The following is a 14,763-nucleotide window of genomic DNA, read 5'->3' as shown; positions in this document are numbered from 1 at the left end:
GAACCCGGACATGAGCGAGGTCGTCGGCCACGACGATCTGCTGCTCGTCACCCTGGACACCCTGCGGTACGACGTCGCGGCGGAGCTGGCCGCCGCCGGCCGGATCCCGAACCTGGCCCGGCATCTGCCGGCCGGGGGCTGGGAGCGGCGGCACGCTCCGGGGAGTTTCACCTACGCGTCGCACCAGGCCATCTTCGCGGGGTTCCTGCCCACGCCGGCCGCGCCCGGCCCGCATCCCCGGCTGTTCGCCGCCCGGTTCGCCGGCAGCGAGACGACCGAGGAGCGCACCTTCGTCTTCGACACCCCCGACCTGGTCTCGGGACTGGCCGCGGCCGGCTACCGCACGGTGTGCATCGGCGGGGTGGGGTTCTTCAACCAGCGGGCACCGCTCGGCTCGGTGCTTCCCGGCATGTTCCAGGAGGCGCACTGGGAACCCGGGTTCGGCGTCGCCTCACCCACCTCGTTCGAGGCGCAGGTGGCCCGTGCCGAGCAGGTCGTAGCCGGGCTGCCGCACGGACAGCGGCTGTTCCTCTTCGTCAACGTCTCCGCGCTGCACCAGCCGAACTGGTTCCACCGGCCCGGCGCGACCCGGGACGCGGGTGACAGCCGCGCGACGCACGCCGCCGCGCTGGAGTACGTCGACGCCCATATCGGCCGGCTCTTCGCCGCCATGAGCAGCCGCCGCCGCGCCTTCGCCATCGTCTGCTCCGACCACGGCACGGCGTACGGCGACGACGGCTACACCGGCCACCGGCTCGGGCACGAGTCCGTCTGGACCGTTCCGTACGCCCACTTCTTCCTGGAACCGGGGACCGCACGATGACCAGTCCGCACACCGTCCGCCCGTACCAGAGCTATGTGTACGCCTATCCGCACAAGACCGCGTACGAGCCGCTCGGCCGGCTGCCCGGCGGGCGTCCGGCCCTGAGGGATCTGTGGGCCGGGGAAGGCAAGGACGCGCTCTCGCTCTATCTCCACATACCGTTCTGCGAGGTCCGCTGCGGCTTCTGCAACCTCTTCACCCGGGTCGGCGCCCCCGACGAGCTGACCGGCCGCTACCTCGACGCGCTGGACCGGCAGGCGACAGCCGTACGGGAGGCCCTGGGCGACACGGAGCCGGTGCGTTTCGCCTCGGCGGCCTTCGGCGGCGGGACCCCGACCTTCCTGACGGCGGGCGAGCTGGAGCGCCTGTGCGACATAGCGGAGAAGCGCATGGGCGCCGATCTCCGCTCGGTGCCCCTGTCGGTCGAGACGTCACCGTCGACCGCCACCGCCGACCGGCTGGCCGTCCTGGCGGAGCGGGGGGCGACCAGGATCAGCATCGGTGTGCAGAGCTTCGTCGAGGCCGAGGCACGGGCGGCGGTCCGTCCGCAGCGCCGGGCGGATGTGGAGGCCGCCCTGGGGCTGATCAGGGACGCCCGCATCCCGGTCCTCAACATCGACCTGATCTACGGCATCGACGGGCAGGACGAGTCGAGCTGGCGCACCTCACTGGACGCGGCGCTCCAGTGGCGGCCGGAGGAGCTGTACCTCTACCCGCTGTACGTCCGTCCGCTGACCGGCCTCGGCCGGACCGGCGCCGCCGCGGCGGACGCGGAGCCGGCCTGGGACGAGCAGCGGCTGCGGCTCTACCGCGCGGGCCGCGATCACCTCCTGGGGCACGGCTACGAGCAGGTGTCGATGCGGATGTTCCGGCGCGCCGGCGCCCCGCCCGCCGAGGGCCCCGACGACTACGCGTGCCAGACCGACGGCATGGTCGGCCTCGGCTGCGGCGCCCGCTCGTACACCTCCCGGCTGCACTACTCGTTCGACTACGCCGTGGAGATGCGACAGGTGCGGACGATCATCGACGGCTACACGGAGACCGAGGACTTCTCGCACGCCGAGGTGGGCCGGTACACCGACGGCGACGAGGCGCGCCGCCGCCATCTCCTGCAGTCGGTCCTCCAGGCCGGGGGCATGCGGCTGTCGGAGTACCGCGAGCGGTTCGGCAGCCGGCCCGAGGAGGACTTCGGTGCGGAGCTGGCCCTGTTCGAGGAGCGGGGCTGGCTCGATCCGGACGCGTCGGCCGCCGGGCTGCTGCGTCTGTCGCCCGAGGGGCTCGCGCACTCCGACGCGCTGGGACCCGAGCTCTTCTCCCCCGCGGTGCGGGCCGCGATGGCCTCGTACGAGCTGAAGTGAGCCCCGCATGGACCTGACGATTCTCTACCGGGGCCCGCTCGCGTCGTGCGATTACGACTGCCCGTACTGCCCGTTCGCCAAGCGGCGCGACAGCGGGGAACAGCTGCGGGCCGACCGGGCCGCGCTGGAGCGGTTCACGGCGTGGGCCGCGGCGCAGCGGGACGACCGGATCTCGGTGCTGTTCACCCCGTGGGGCGAGGGGCTGGTCCGCTCCTGGTACCGGCGGGCGATGGTCGAGCTGGCCGGGCTGCCGCACATCCGCCGGGTGGCGATCCAGACGAACCTGAGCGGACGTACGCGGTGGCTGGCCGAGGCGGGCGCGGCCGGGCGGGACAAGATCGCGCTCTGGTGCACGTACCACCCGGGCCAGACGCCGTACGAGCGCTTCCTGGACCGGTGCGGGGAGCTGGCGTCCCTGGGGATCCGGCACAGCGTCGGGGTGGTGGGTCTGGACGATCACCTCGACGAGGCCCGGCGGCTGCGGGCGGCGCTCCCGGAGGAGGTGTACCTCTGGGTCAACGCCGCGGAGGGGCACACCTACACGGACGCGGAGGCCGGCCGGTGGACGGAGATCGACCCGCTGTTCCCGTACAGCCGCCATCCGCACCGCTCGGCCGGGCTGCCGTGCCGGACCGGTGAGTCGGTCATCTCGGTGGACGGGGAGGGCACGGTGCGCCGCTGCCACTTCGTCCGGGCCGAACTCGGCAACCTCTACGACGGCAGCTACCGCGGGGCGCTGGGCCCCCGGGCGTGCCCGCTGGCGGTGTGCGACTGCCATATCGGCTACGTCCATCTGGAGACGCTGCCGCTGTACGACGTGTTCGCGGGCGGCGTGCTGGAGCGCGTACCGGCCCGGCCGCCGCGTTCCGTCGGGCGGGCGGGCCCCCAGCTGCTGGGGATGCCCTCGCCGGAGTTCGCCGAGCGGCGCCCGTTCGGCGAACTCTGACCGGACCGGCCCTCAGAGCGGCAGCAGGTCCGGCCGCTTCGCCTCCACGTGGTCCCCCGACGACTCGCCGCGCAGCCTGCGCCCGATCCACGGCACAAGGTACTCGCGGGCCCAGTGGATGTCGTCGCGCCGGACCTCCAGCGCTCTCCGGTGCGCCTGCGGCGGCCACTCCTGGTCGGGGTCGGCCGGCACGTCGAGGCCCAGGACCTGGGCGGCGCGCAGCGCGACGCGGGTGTGCCCCTCTGGCGACAGGTGCAGCCGGTCGCCGTCCCAGGCGCGCCGGTCCTGCACGGAGCGCAGGGACCACAGGTCGAGCACCGGGCAGTCGTAGCGGTCCGCGATGGACCGCACATGGGCCGTGTAGGTGGCGATCTTGCCGCGCAGGTGGCGGAGCACCGGAACGCCTCGGGTGTCGAAGCCGGTGGTGACCATGACGGTGCCGACCGACCGGGACAGCTCGGCGACCGCGCGCTCGAAGCGCTCGGCCACGTCGTCGGGGTCGGTGCCCGGCCGGATGATGTCGTTGCCGCCCGCGCAGAAGCTCACCAGGTCGGGGGCGAGTTGCTTGGCGCGCGGTACCTGCTCCTCGACTATCTGGTCGAGGAGGCGTCCTCGTACGGCGAGATTGGCGTACCGGAAGTGTCCGTGCGCGGCGGCTGTGCCGCCCTGCGCCGATTCCGGGTGCGGGAGCTGGTCCGCGAGAATTACCGCGAGCCGGTCGGCCCAGCCGAAGAATGTCCCGTCCGGGCCCGGGTCACCGACTCCTTCGGTGAAACTGTCGCCAATCGCCGCGTACGACTCGATGGCGCCCTGTCGGTTGATGACGCCCTGTCGGATGTTTCTCGAATCGTCTGCCACAAGGGCATATCCTGCACCGTCGATTGTGACCTACGCGACCGTAATATGGGGTTGACGGGTGGTGAGATAGACCACCCGGTCAGTTTTTGGTAAAGGGGGAATAAGGACGGTCACCGCAAAGCAGAGGGACGGCGCGCCGCCGCGCACCGTCCCTCTGTATTGCTTGCGGGTCCGGGTCACCGGACCGCTGCTGCCTGGATCAGACGTTGATCCCGTGCGACGCCAGGTAGGCAATCGGGTCGATGTCCGAGCCGTACGCCGGGCCGGTGCGGATCTCGAAGTGGAGGTGCGGGCCGGTGGCGTTGCCGGTGGCGCCGGAGAGGCCGACCTGCTGGCCCGCGGTCACGGTCTGGCCCGCCGAGACGGAGAGCGAGGACATGTGGCCGTACTGCGAGTAGTGGCCGTCGGCGTGCTTGATGACGACCTCGTTGCCGTACGCGCCGCCCCAGCCCGCGGTGACGACGGTGCCGGAGGTGATCGCCTTCACGCTGGTGCCGGTGGAGACGGGGAAGTCGATGCCGGTGTGGCTGCCGCTGGACCAGCTGGCGCCGGAGGCGCGGTAGGCGGTGGTGTGGTTGCCGGGGACCGGGTGGACGTAGCCGGAGGCGGTGCCCTGCTCGGCCGGAGCGGTGTCGGACGCCTGGGTGTCGGAGGAGGACGCGGTGTTGGAGGCCGCGGGCGCCTTCGACTCGGTCTTGGCCGGAGCCTTCGAGGGGGCCTTCGACGGGGTGGTGTCACCCGTGGCGGTGTGCGAGCCGGTGGCCGGGGCGTGGCCCCAGGCCTTGCCGCCGAGGGTCAGCTTCATACCCGGGAAGATCAGGCTCGGGTCGTCACCGACGACCTTGCGGTTGTCCTGGTACAGCTTCTCCCAGCCGCCCTTGACCTTGTGCTGGGCGGCGATCTTCGACAGGTAGTCGCCGGAGACCACGGAGTACGTCGTGGTGCCGGACTGCTTGTCCGCGACCGGCTTGGCCGGGGTGGAGTGCGTGGCGGCGGCCGACTTCGCGGTGGCGGGAGCGGCCTGCTCCGCGGCGTTGGCACCGGTGGCGCCGAGCAGCGGAAGCGCGATGACGGCTCCGCCGGCGCTCGCGACGACGACGCCGCGGGCGATGGTGCTGGACTTGGGACGGCGGTGCTTACCCGGGATGGGCATGAAGAATTTCCTCTCCGGCGCCTACGAGGTGAGCTGTCGGGTTCGGGCTGGAGATGCCCGGCCGCGCCTGGCGCGACTTCACCCCGAGCCGGCCGGATCACTCCGGTCGGCGGCTTACCTGGGTCCCCCGCTCCTGCCACACGGTGAGTGGGTGCGGAATTCCGGACGGCGGCAGGATTAGGCGTTCCATCCGGATTGACATGGAACGTAAGCGAGCCAGGACGGCGGAAACAAGCCACGGGTTCCACGCCGGAATCCGCACCGGGAATTCGACGCGGAATTCCGGTCACACTCCGTGGATTATGGATCTTGGCATTCCGCTTGGCGCACGGATTGCCCAACCGGAGCGCCGCCACACACCGTCACGGATATGATCCCGCTCACGAGAGGGTGACCATCTCCCGTATAAGCAGGGCATGTTCGACTAAAAGCCTCAATGCGGACATGTCGTGCCCGTCATTCGCGGGGCGTCCCGCAAAGGCACGGTGCGGCGTGCCACAAATGCGCAGCACGGAGGGGGATGGACGGGAGCATCGCCGGGATGATTGTCCGTGTATCCGATGTCGTATCGTCACGGGAGTGGACCCGTCGGCGACACGCGTCGGCGGCAGAGCCCCCAGGAGTGACCGTGACGCAGCAGTTGCCGCAGACCCCGTCGACGGAACCCGAGCTGGCGGGGGTCCGCAACTTCCGTGACGTGGGCGGGCTGCCCACCTCTGACGGCCGCCGGGTGCGGTACGGGCGGCTCTACCGCAGCGGTCACCTGGCAGCCGCCACGCCCGAGGACGCGGCGTTCCTCGGCGGCCTCGGCCTGCACACCGTCTTCGACTTCCGCAACGCCGCCGACCTCAAGCTGGACGGACCGGACGTCGAGCTGCCCGGCGTACGCAATGTGAACGTCCCGCTCACCGACCCGGCGGACGGCTCCGAGTTCTGGCGGATGGTCCGCGACGGCAACATGGACGAGCTGCGCGCGATCCTCGGCGGCGGCAAGGGGACCGACCGCATGGTCGCCTCCTACCGCTCGATCATCCTGGACCGCACCGCCGAGCACAGCCAGGTGCTGCACGCCCTGGCCGAGGACAGCGTCCCGGCCCTGATGCACTGCGCGGCGGGCAAGGACCGGGCCGGGCTCTCGATCGCGATCTCCTTGCTCGCGGTGGGCGTCGGACGCGAGACGATCGAGGCGGACTACCTCAAGTCCAACGACACCCACCGCCGCTACCGGGTGCGCCGCAGCGACACCTCCGCGGCCGGGATGTCGCCCGAGGTGATGGAGCTCCTCAGCCCGCTCTTCGGCGCCCACAGCGAATACCTCGGGGCGGCCTTCGCCACGATCGACGAGACGTGGGGCGGCACGGACCGCTACCTCTCCGAGGGGCTGAAGATCACGCCCGAGACACGGGAGCGGCTGCGCGAGCGGCTCCTCGAAGACTCCTGACGGAATCCGGAGGGGTGACGCCGCCGGCTACTGGTTGTGCATCCCCACCGCGAACAGCAGGTAGAGGAAGCCCGCGACGACGTGCCCGGCCACCAGGTAGGCGAACAGCCTGATGACCAGCCCCCGCGGCATCTTGCGCTCCTGGGAGTCGGACTCCTTGCGCCTGGCCGGGGTCAGCGGGTCGTAGTTCTCGGAATCGGACATGACGGTCCTCTCTGGTGACCGGACGGGCCGGCGGGACGGCGTCTCAGCGACGGTGGATCCCGCTGCCGAGACACAGCTCGGCGGCGGGGCTCTGCAGCAGGGTGTGAACGAAGAGCAGCTCGGCACCCTCGCGGTCCGGCGCCGCGATCCGGTGCGGGGTGAGCGAGTCGAAGTGCGCGCTGTCACCGGGGCCGAGGTCGTGCACGGTGTCCCCGAGGGTCACCCGGAGGTTTCCGGCCAGGACGTAGAGCCACTCCTCACCGGGGTGGACGCGCACCAGGTCGCCCTGCGCGCCGTACGGCACCCGGACGCGCAGCGCCTGCATCGCCCGGCCGGACCCACCGGCCTGCTGGTACATCCAGCCGTCGGCCTCCGCCCCCTCGAACTTCCGGGCACGGACGATCGCGTCACGTTCCGGAGGGATCTCGCCGAGCAGCTCGGAGACCGTCGTACCGTAGATCCTGGCGAGTCCGAGCAGCATCGGCAGCGAGGGCTGGCGGCGGCCCGTTTCGAGCCGGGACAGATGCGCGGGCGAGAGCCCGGCGCGCTGGGCGGCGGTCTCCAGGGTGAGCCCGCGGCCGCGGCGCAGATCGCGTAGCCGAGGCGCGACACCGGGCAGCTCTTCGGCCGCCCCTGCTTCTGCGGGATTCATATGTCCATTGGGCCAGGATCCTGCCTGGGAGGCAAATTTATTGCCTCCCAGGCAAAACCCCTCCTGATCAGCGGTTGGCCACGGCCTGCTTCACCAGGGTCCGGCCGAAGTCCCACATCAGCCCGCCGTTGTGCGCGTCGTCCATCACCGCTGTGAACGCGTCCACAAACCGGTCCACGTCCGCCTCGTCGATGACGAGCGGCGGAATCAGCTTGATCACTTCGAGGTGGTCTCCGGAGACCTGGGTGAGGATCCGGTGCTTCTGGAGCAGCGGTACGACGACCATCTGCGCGAAGAGTCCCTTGCGGGCCGCCTGGAGCATCGTCCAGCGGCTGCGCAGCTTCAGCGAGGACGGCCGGCCGAACTCGATGCCGATCATCAGCCCGCGTCCCCGCACCTCGTGCAGCAGCTCGTAGCGGTCGACCAGCGCGGCCAGCCGTTCGCGCAGCAGATCACCGGTGCGGCGCGCGTTGGCCACGGTCTCCTCGTCCTCCATCACCGCGAGGACCGCGAGCCCGGCAGCCATGGCCTGGGCGTTGGAGCCGAAGCTGGCCGAGTGGACCAGCACCCGGTCCATCGAGGAGTAGACGCGTTTGAAGATCCAGTCCTTGCCGAGCGTCGCCCCGACCGGCACATAGCCCCCGGAGAGCGCCTTGGCGACGCAGACCAGATCCGGCTCTACGCCCTCCTCGTGCTGGTACGCGTAGAAGTCGCCGGTCCGGCCCAGGCCGGTCTGCACCTCGTCGGCGATGAGCAGGGCCTTGTGCTTGCGCAGCAGCTCCTGTGCGGCGAGCAGGAAGCCGGGCGGCGAGGCGTGCACGCCCTTGCCCTGGATCGGCTCGACGACCAGTCCGGCCACATCGCCGCGCTTCAGCTCGCGCCGCAGCGCGTCCAGGTCACCGAGCTCGATGGCGGTGTCGGGCAGCAGGGGCGCGAAGCCGTCCCTGAAGCCGTCCTCGCCGTTGACCGAGAGCGAGCCGGTGGTCAGTCCGTGGAAGGCGTGCGTGCAGTACAGGATCCTCGGCTTCCCGGTCGCGTAGCGGGCGAACTTGAGCGCCGTCTCGACGGCCTCCGTACCGCTGTTGCCGAAGAACACCCGGTCCAGGTGCGGGCTGTGCGAGAGCAGCTTCTCCGCCAGCAGGCCGGGCAGTGGCTGGCAGTCGAAGCGGGTGAGGTCGGCGAGCGAGGCGTCCAGGACGTCGTGCACCGCCTTGCGTACGACCGGGTGGTGCCGGCCGAGCCCCATCACGCCGAACCCGGCCAGCATGTCCAGGTAGTCGTTGCCCTCCGCGTCCCAGAAGTGCGCGCCCTCGGCCCGTTCGTAGACCTTGTCGAAGCCGATGGTGCGCAGCATGCGCGGGAGCTGGTGGTTGAGGTACTTGGTGTGCAGCTCGTAGCGCTCGGCGCCGCGCTCCGCGAGGAGCCGCGCCAGATCGAAGCCCTTGGGCCCGTCGTCCTTCATGCCCCGCTCTCCTTGTGCCCGTCGTCCAGGGCGTCGCGCTCGTGGTGACCGTCGTCGACGGCCTTCGGCCGCAGGGCCAGGGTCGCGCTGATCCGGCCGGCGATCTCGACCGGTGTGAGTCCGATGTCGGCCAGTACCTCGGCGCGCTTGCCGTGGGCGAGGAACTGTTCCGGAATGCCGAACGTGCGCAGCGGTACGTCGACGTCGGAGTCCCGCAGCGCCTGCCCGACCGCGGAGCCGACGCCGCCGGCCCTGCTGTTGTCCTCGACGACGGCGACGAGCCGGTGCTGTGCGGCGAGCGGGGCCAGCTGCCCGTCGACCGGCTTGACCCAGCGGGGGTCGACCACGGTGCAGCGGACGCCGGCGCCCGCGAGCAGGTCGGCGGCCCGCAAGCAGACGGGGGCCATGACGCCGACCGCGACCAGCAGCACATCGGCGTCCTCGTCGCGGTGCAGTACGTCCATGGAGCCGATCCGGCCGATGGCGGGGACCGGCTCCCCCACCGACTCCTTGGGGAACCGGATCACGGTCGGGGCGTCATCGACGTCGACGGCCTCGCGCAGCTGGGCCCGCAGCTGTCCGGCGTCGCGCGGTGCCGCGATCCGCAGTCCCGGTACGACCTGGAGCATGGACATGTCCCACATGCCGTTATGGGAGGCGCCGTCGGGCCCGGTGACACCGGCCCGGTCCAGGACGAAGGTCACGCCGCACCTGTGCAGCGCGACGTCCATCAGCAGCTGGTCGAGGGCCCGGTTGAGGAAGGTGGCGTAGACGGCGACGACGGGATGCAGCCCGCCGGTGGCCAGTCCCGCCGCGGAGACCGCCGCGTGCTGTTCCGCGATGCCCACGTCCCAGACCCGGTCCGGGAAGGCCTCGGCGAACTTCGTCAGCCCCACCGGGTGCAGCATCGCGGCAGTGATGGCGACGACGTCGGGCCGCTCCGCCCCGATCGCGGCGATCTCGTCGCCGAACACCGAGGTCCAGGACGGGCCGGCCGCCGGGGCGAGCGGGGCGCAGGTCAGCGGGTCCATCGCGCCGACGGTGTGGAAGCGGTCGGCCTCGTCCTGGAGGGCGGGCTGATAGCCGCGGCCCTTCTCCGTGAGGCAGTGCACGAGGACCGGGCCGTGGAAGCGTTTCGCCCGTTGCAGCGCGGACTCGACGGCGGCCGTGTCGTGGCCGTCGATGGGTCCGACGTACTTGAGGCCGAGGTCCTCGAACATGCCCTGCGGGGCGAAGGCGTCCTTGAACCCCTTCTTGGCGCCGTGCAGCGACTCGTAGAGCGGCTGTCCGATGACGGGGGTCTGCTGGAGGACGCCCTTGCCCCAGGAGAGGAAGCGTTCGTAGCCGTCGGTGGTGCGCAGGGTGGCGAGGTGGTTGGCGAGGCCGCCGATGGTCGGCGCGTAGGAGCGCTCGTTGTCGTTGACGACGATGATCAGTGGCCGGTCCCTGGCGGCGGCGATGTTGTTCAGCGCCTCCCAGGCCATGCCGCCGGTGAGTGCCCCGTCACCGATGACCGCGACGACGTGGTCGGGGCGGCCCAGTACCTGGTTGGCCTTGGCGAGGCCGTCGGCCCAGCCGAGCACCGTGGAGGCGTGGCTGTTCTCGATGACGTCGTGCTCGGACTCCTCACGGGAGGGGTAGCCGGAGAGGCCGCCCTTGCCGCGCAGCTTGGAGAAGTCCTGCCGCCCGGTGAGGAGTTTGTGTACGTAGCTCTGGTGGCCGGTGTCCCACAGGATGCGGTCCACGGGTGAGTCGAACACCCGGTGCAGGGCGATGGACAGTTCCACGACGCCGAGGTTGGGTCCCAGGTGTCCGCCGGTCCTGGCCACCGCCTCGATCAGGAACTTCCTTATGTCCTCGGCCAGTTCGCCGAGCTGTGGTTCGTTGAGCGTCTTGAGATCGTGCGGCCCCCGGATGCTCCGCAGAAGCGACATGCCGGGCCCCCTCTCTAATCCTGTCTCAGCTCACGGTGACGGCGGGGACCCCCGATGGTGACGTTTCGGTCCTCGTCATCGGCTGCACCGGAACCGGTACGTCCCGGCCGACGCCGCCGGCCCGGCCTGGACGCGCCGCGCACGGCGGCGCGTCGCGAGCGGCCGGGCCGGCGGCTCGCGGAGAACCAGTACCACTGGTTCTCCGGTGGTCATCACCTCACCGGTTCCCGCCGATGGTCTCCCGTGCGGCACGCAGGGATTCCTTCAGCGACCCCATGGTGGCCAGTACGGCGGTGGGCTCGTAACCGCAGTGCGCCATGCAGTTGGCGCAGCGCGGGTCCTTGCCCCGGCCGTACTTGTCCCAGTCGGTTTCTTCGATGAGCTCCCGGTACGTCGGCACGTAGCCGTCGCTCATCAGGTAGCAGGGCCGCTGCCAGCCGAAGAGCGAGTAGTTGGGAATGGCCCACGCCGTGCACGCGAAGTCGGCCTTGCCCTCCAGGAAGTCCAGGAAGAGCGGCGAGTGGTTAAGCCGCCACCTGGCCCGGTTGCCGCCCGCGAAGGACTTCTTGAACAGCTCGCGGGTCTGCTCGACTCCCAGGAAGTGCTCCTGGTCGGGCGCCTTCTCGTATGCGTAGGCGGGCGAGATCATCATCTCGTCGACCTTCAGCTCGTCATTGAGGTAATTCAGCACCTCGATGACCGTCTGCGGGGTGTCGGTGTTGAAGAAGGTGGAATTGGTGGTGACCCGGAAACCTCGGCGCTTGGCCTCCTTGATCGCGGCCACCGCCTCGTCGAATACTCCTTCCTTGGCCACCGATTCGTCGTGCCGCTCCTGCAGCCCGTCGATGTGCACGGCGAACGCGAAGTAGGGCGACGGCGTGAACTTCTCCATCTTCTTCCGCATCAACATCGCGTTGGTGCAGAGGAAGACGTACTTTTTCTTCGCCACCAGCTGCCGGACGATTTCGTCGATCTGCGGGTGCATCAGCGGCTCACCGCCCGCGATGGAGACCATCGGGGCGCCGGATTCGAGCACCGCGCCGACGGCCTGGGCCACCGGCATCCGCTGCTTGAGAACTCCGGCCGGATGCTGAATCTTCCCGCAGCCTTCGCAGGCGAGATTGCAGGCGAACAGTGGCTCCAGCTCGACAATCAGCGGGAACTTCTCCCGCTTGCGAAGCTTCTGTTCAGCAAGGTACGTCGCAATCTTGATGGTCTGACGGAGTGGCATGGCCATCTAGCTCACCTCCTGGGGAGCAGCAAAGATCGGTGCCATTCATAGAAAGCCGGTAGGACGGCACGGAGAACGCGGAATGCCGATATTCCACCGCGGACCGTGCCGATGCGGACGAGCTCATGCTGTGGAGCGTCCACGACCACCCGTACGGCCGCAACCGGGCGTGGCCCGGCGCGCAGGGCGGTGCGCAGAGTGGCGGCGGACTCCATGTCCACCGCGATCGCTCCGGTGGTCCGCAGCTCGGCCCGCTCATGCCCGCGTACGACATGGTCGGAGCCGGTCAGCGGACCGGTGTGGACGGTGCGTCCCGGTACTGCTCTGGCCAGTGCGTCGGCAAGCAGTTCGGTGCCGGTGCAGGCGGCCGACTCCCCGGCGAGCCGGGTCTCGTCGGCCACCACCAGATCTCCGGGGTGCATGCCGGGCGTCAGCCCGGCACAGAACCCCGAGGCGATGACCGCGGCGCCGAACGCCCGGCCCTCGCCGAGCGCCCGTGCCACGGCGGATTCGGCCGCCTTGGGTCCCATGCCCGTACGGATCACGGTCACGGGTCCCGGCGCCCTGTCCGCCCTGCTCCTGCCGGTGCGCAGGGCGAGGTGTTCGATGCCGAGCGCACAGGCGATCAGCAGCGGGGCGGCGGGGCCGGGCGGCCCCGCGGGTTCGCCCATCAGGCCCCCTCACGGAGGTCCGTGCGGCCGGCGAAGGGATCGCCGTGCACGTACCGGCCGAGTGCGGTGAGCGGGAAGACCTGCCGGTAGAGGTGGTAGTTGATGGAGAAGTCCCAGGGGAAGCCGGTACCGGTGAAGTACGGCTCGTCCCAGGATCCGTCGGCCTGCTGGGTCTCGGTGAGCCAGGCGACGCCGCGGGCCACCGCCACGGTGTCCCGCCGGTCTGCGGCCAGGAGTGCGAGCAGCGCCCAGGCCGTCTGGGACGCGGTGGAGGCTCCGTGGCCGACCCACTTCTCCTCCTTGTAGGAGCGCAGGTCCTCGCCCCAGCCGCCGTCGTCGTTCTGGACGGACTCCAGCCAGTCGGCCGCGCGCCGGATCGAGGGATGCGCGGCAGGCAGTCCGGCGGCGACCAGGGCGGGCACCACGGACCCTGTTCCGTATACGTAGTTGACGCCCCATCGGCCGAACCAGCCTCCGGCGGCCTCCTGTTCGGCGAGCAGCCACTCGATGCCCCGCCGGGTGACGGGGTGCGCGGAGTGGCCCTCGATGGCGAGCATCTCCACCACGTGTCCGGTGACGTCGGCGGACGGCGGGTCGATGACCTCACCGAAGTCGCAGAACGGCAGCCGGTTGGGGAACGGGCTGGTGTTGTCGGCGTCGAACGCTCCCCAGGCGCCGTTGCGGGACTGCATGCCGACGTTCCAGCGCACCCCCCGGGCGATGGCCGCCTCGACCCGTGCCGGATCCGGGTGACGGACCCGGCGCAGCGCGAGGACCACTTCCGCGGTGTCGTCGATATCCGGGTAGTTGTCGTTGTGGAACTCGAACGCCCAGCCTCCCGGCGGGAGTTGGGGCCTGCGTACCGACCAGTCGCCCGGCCGGTCGATCTCCTCGTCGAGCATCCAGTCGGCCGCCTTCACGAGCGCCGGATGGTCGGGGCGCAGGCCTGCGTCGGCGAGCGCGATGGTGGCGAGGCAGGTGTCCCAGACCGGGGACTGGCAGGCCTCGATCATGCGGGCGCCGTCCTCGCGCCAGACCGCGAACCGGTCGAGCGAGGCGAGTCCGGCCCGCATCACCGGGTGGTCGAGGTCATAGCCCAGCAGATGCAGCGCGATGACGGAGTAGACGGCGGGCGGCTGGATGCCGCCCCAGCAGCCGTCGTTCTCCTGGCGTTCGATGATCCAGCGGGCGGCCGCGTTCATCGCGAGGCGGCGCACCCGGCGCGGGGCGATCCGGTGATAGAGGTGCAGCGCCTTGTCGAGGCGCTGGAAGACACCGTCCCAACTGGCCGCCGGTGCGGGGCGCCTGGGTGGGTTCGGTTCGCCGGGGTCGGTGTGCAGCTCGTCGAGTGCGAAGGGGGCGGGCCGGACCGGCCGCTTCGCGGAGACGACGGTGAGCGGCACGATGGTCTGGCGGGCCCAGCAGCCGAAGTCGTAGATATTGAGCGGGACCCACTTCGGGAAGAACATCAGCTCGGGCGGGAGTTCCGGCAGGTCGTCCCATTTCCACCAGCCGAACAGGGCCAGCCAGATCCGGGTGAACACCCGGCTCGCCGCGATCCCGCCCTGTTCCCTGACCCACCCGGAGGCGCGGAGCATGTGCGGGTCGTCCGGCCGGTCCCCGGCCAGCCGCAGTGCCACGTACGCCTCGATGGTGGCGGACAGGTCCCCCGGTCCGTCGTGGAACGTGGCCCAGGTGCCGTCACCGAGCTGCTCGCCGCGGATGAAGCGGCCGGCCGCCTGTACCGTGGCGGAATCCTGGATTCCGAGGAACTGGCGGAGCAGGAGGTCCTCGGCGTCCATGGTGACGTTGGTGGCGAGGTCGCCCTTCCACCAGCCCTGTTCGTCCTGTCGGCCGAGGAGGTGCTCCACCGAGCGTTCCGCGGCCCGCCGCGCGGCGGCCAGTACGTCGTCCGCGGCGATGGTTGATTCGGTTGTCGGTCTACTGGCCGAGGCTGCGCGGGGATCCACAGCCCCGGTGCTTCCGTCGGTCGTCGCTGTCATGGCTTCCCCTTCGTGCAGTTGTTCCTC

Annotated in this window: 13 protein-coding genes and 1 riboswitch; of the genes, 4 read left to right on the top strand and 9 right to left on the bottom strand. The window is 70.6% G+C overall.

Annotation, left to right across the window (positions count from 1 at the left end; all coding sequences use genetic code 11):
* Positions 1-10 precede the first annotated feature (10 nt).
* Genes OG892_RS35215 through OG892_RS35205 form a run of 3 tightly spaced genes read left to right on the top strand, consistent with a single transcriptional unit; the run spans position 11 to position 3,127 of the window.
* Positions 11-823 (top strand): STM4013/SEN3800 family hydrolase, encoded by an 813-nt coding sequence (locus OG892_RS35215; protein ID WP_073734743.1) that lies wholly within the window; start codon positions 11-13, stop codon positions 821-823.
* The gene (locus OG892_RS35210; protein WP_371631212.1) at positions 820-2,181 is read left to right on the top strand and encodes an STM4012 family radical SAM protein; all 1,362 of its coding nucleotides are present in this window, start codon (positions 820-822) and stop codon (positions 2,179-2,181) included. Before OG892_RS35215 ends, OG892_RS35210 begins: the two co-directional genes overlap by 4 nt.
* A 7-nt stretch (positions 2,182-2,188) precedes the next feature.
* Positions 2,189-3,127, top strand: coding sequence for an STM4011 family radical SAM protein (locus OG892_RS35205; RefSeq protein ID WP_242436612.1), 939 nt, complete (start codon positions 2,189-2,191; stop codon positions 3,125-3,127).
* 12 nt (positions 3,128-3,139) lie between these two features.
* Here OG892_RS35205 and OG892_RS35200 read toward each other — a convergent pair whose 3' ends face one another.
* Entirely contained in the window at positions 3,140-3,985 is an 846-nt protein-coding gene (locus OG892_RS35200) for an SGNH/GDSL hydrolase family protein (protein WP_371631211.1), read from the bottom strand.
* Between the two features lie 199 nt (positions 3,986-4,184).
* Complete coding sequence (locus OG892_RS35195; protein WP_371631210.1) at positions 4,185-5,138, bottom strand: peptidoglycan DD-metalloendopeptidase family protein; 954 nt, start codon at positions 5,136-5,138, stop codon at positions 4,185-4,187.
* Positions 5,139-5,141: 3 nt separating this feature from the next.
* Positions 5,142-5,332: riboswitch (cyclic di-AMP (ydaO/yuaA leader) on the bottom strand.
* A 434-nt stretch (positions 5,333-5,766) separates the two neighbouring features.
* On the opposite strand from OG892_RS35195, the gene OG892_RS35190 reads away from it, so the two are divergent.
* Entirely contained in the window at positions 5,767-6,579 is an 813-nt protein-coding gene (locus OG892_RS35190) for a tyrosine-protein phosphatase (protein ID WP_073734439.1), read from the top strand.
* A gap of 27 nt (positions 6,580-6,606) precedes the next feature.
* On the opposite strand, the gene OG892_RS35185 is transcribed toward OG892_RS35190, so the two are convergent.
* The 7 genes from OG892_RS35185 to shc form a co-directional block, all read right to left on the bottom strand.
* The gene (locus OG892_RS35185; protein ID WP_199884344.1) at positions 6,607-6,783 is read right to left on the bottom strand and encodes a DUF6126 family protein; all 177 of its coding nucleotides are present in this window, start codon (positions 6,781-6,783) and stop codon (positions 6,607-6,609) included.
* A 43-nt stretch (positions 6,784-6,826) separates the two neighbouring features.
* Positions 6,827-7,435 carry a helix-turn-helix domain-containing protein gene (locus OG892_RS35180; RefSeq protein WP_073734438.1) on the bottom strand — a complete coding sequence of 203 codons (609 nt, stop codon included), beginning with the start codon at positions 7,433-7,435 and terminating at the stop codon, positions 6,827-6,829.
* 67 nt (positions 7,436-7,502) lie between these two features.
* A complete protein-coding gene (locus tag OG892_RS35175; RefSeq protein WP_371631209.1) occupies positions 7,503-8,897 on the bottom strand; it encodes an aspartate aminotransferase family protein in 1,395 nt (464 codons plus the stop codon).
* Positions 8,894-10,831 carry a 1-deoxy-D-xylulose-5-phosphate synthase gene (gene dxs / locus OG892_RS35170; RefSeq protein WP_371631208.1) on the bottom strand — a complete coding sequence of 646 codons (1,938 nt, stop codon included), beginning with the start codon at positions 10,829-10,831 and terminating at the stop codon, positions 8,894-8,896. The genes OG892_RS35175 and dxs overlap by 4 nt, the downstream gene beginning before the upstream one ends.
* Positions 10,832-11,048: 217 nt before the next feature.
* Positions 11,049-12,068, bottom strand: a complete 1,020-nt coding sequence (gene hpnH, locus OG892_RS35165; protein WP_073734435.1) for an adenosyl-hopene transferase HpnH — start codon at positions 12,066-12,068, stop codon at positions 11,049-11,051.
* Positions 12,069-12,073: 5 nt separating this feature from the next.
* Positions 12,074-12,733, bottom strand: coding sequence for a 1-hydroxy-2-methyl-2-butenyl 4-diphosphate reductase (locus OG892_RS35160; RefSeq protein ID WP_073734434.1), 660 nt, complete (start codon positions 12,731-12,733; stop codon positions 12,074-12,076).
* On the bottom strand, positions 12,733-14,736 hold the full coding sequence (gene shc, locus OG892_RS35155; RefSeq protein WP_073734433.1) for a squalene--hopene cyclase: 2,004 nt from the start codon (positions 14,734-14,736) through the stop codon (positions 12,733-12,735). Before shc ends, OG892_RS35160 begins: the two co-directional genes overlap by 1 nt.
* Positions 14,737-14,763: the final 27 nt, after the last annotated feature.

The organism is Streptomyces sp. NBC_00341, assembly GCF_041435055.1.
Lineage (GTDB): Bacteria > Actinomycetota > Actinomycetes > Streptomycetales > Streptomycetaceae > Streptomyces.
The sequence above is the reverse complement of the archived record's forward strand: the minus strand, read 5'-3'. Positions and strand labels throughout refer to the sequence as shown.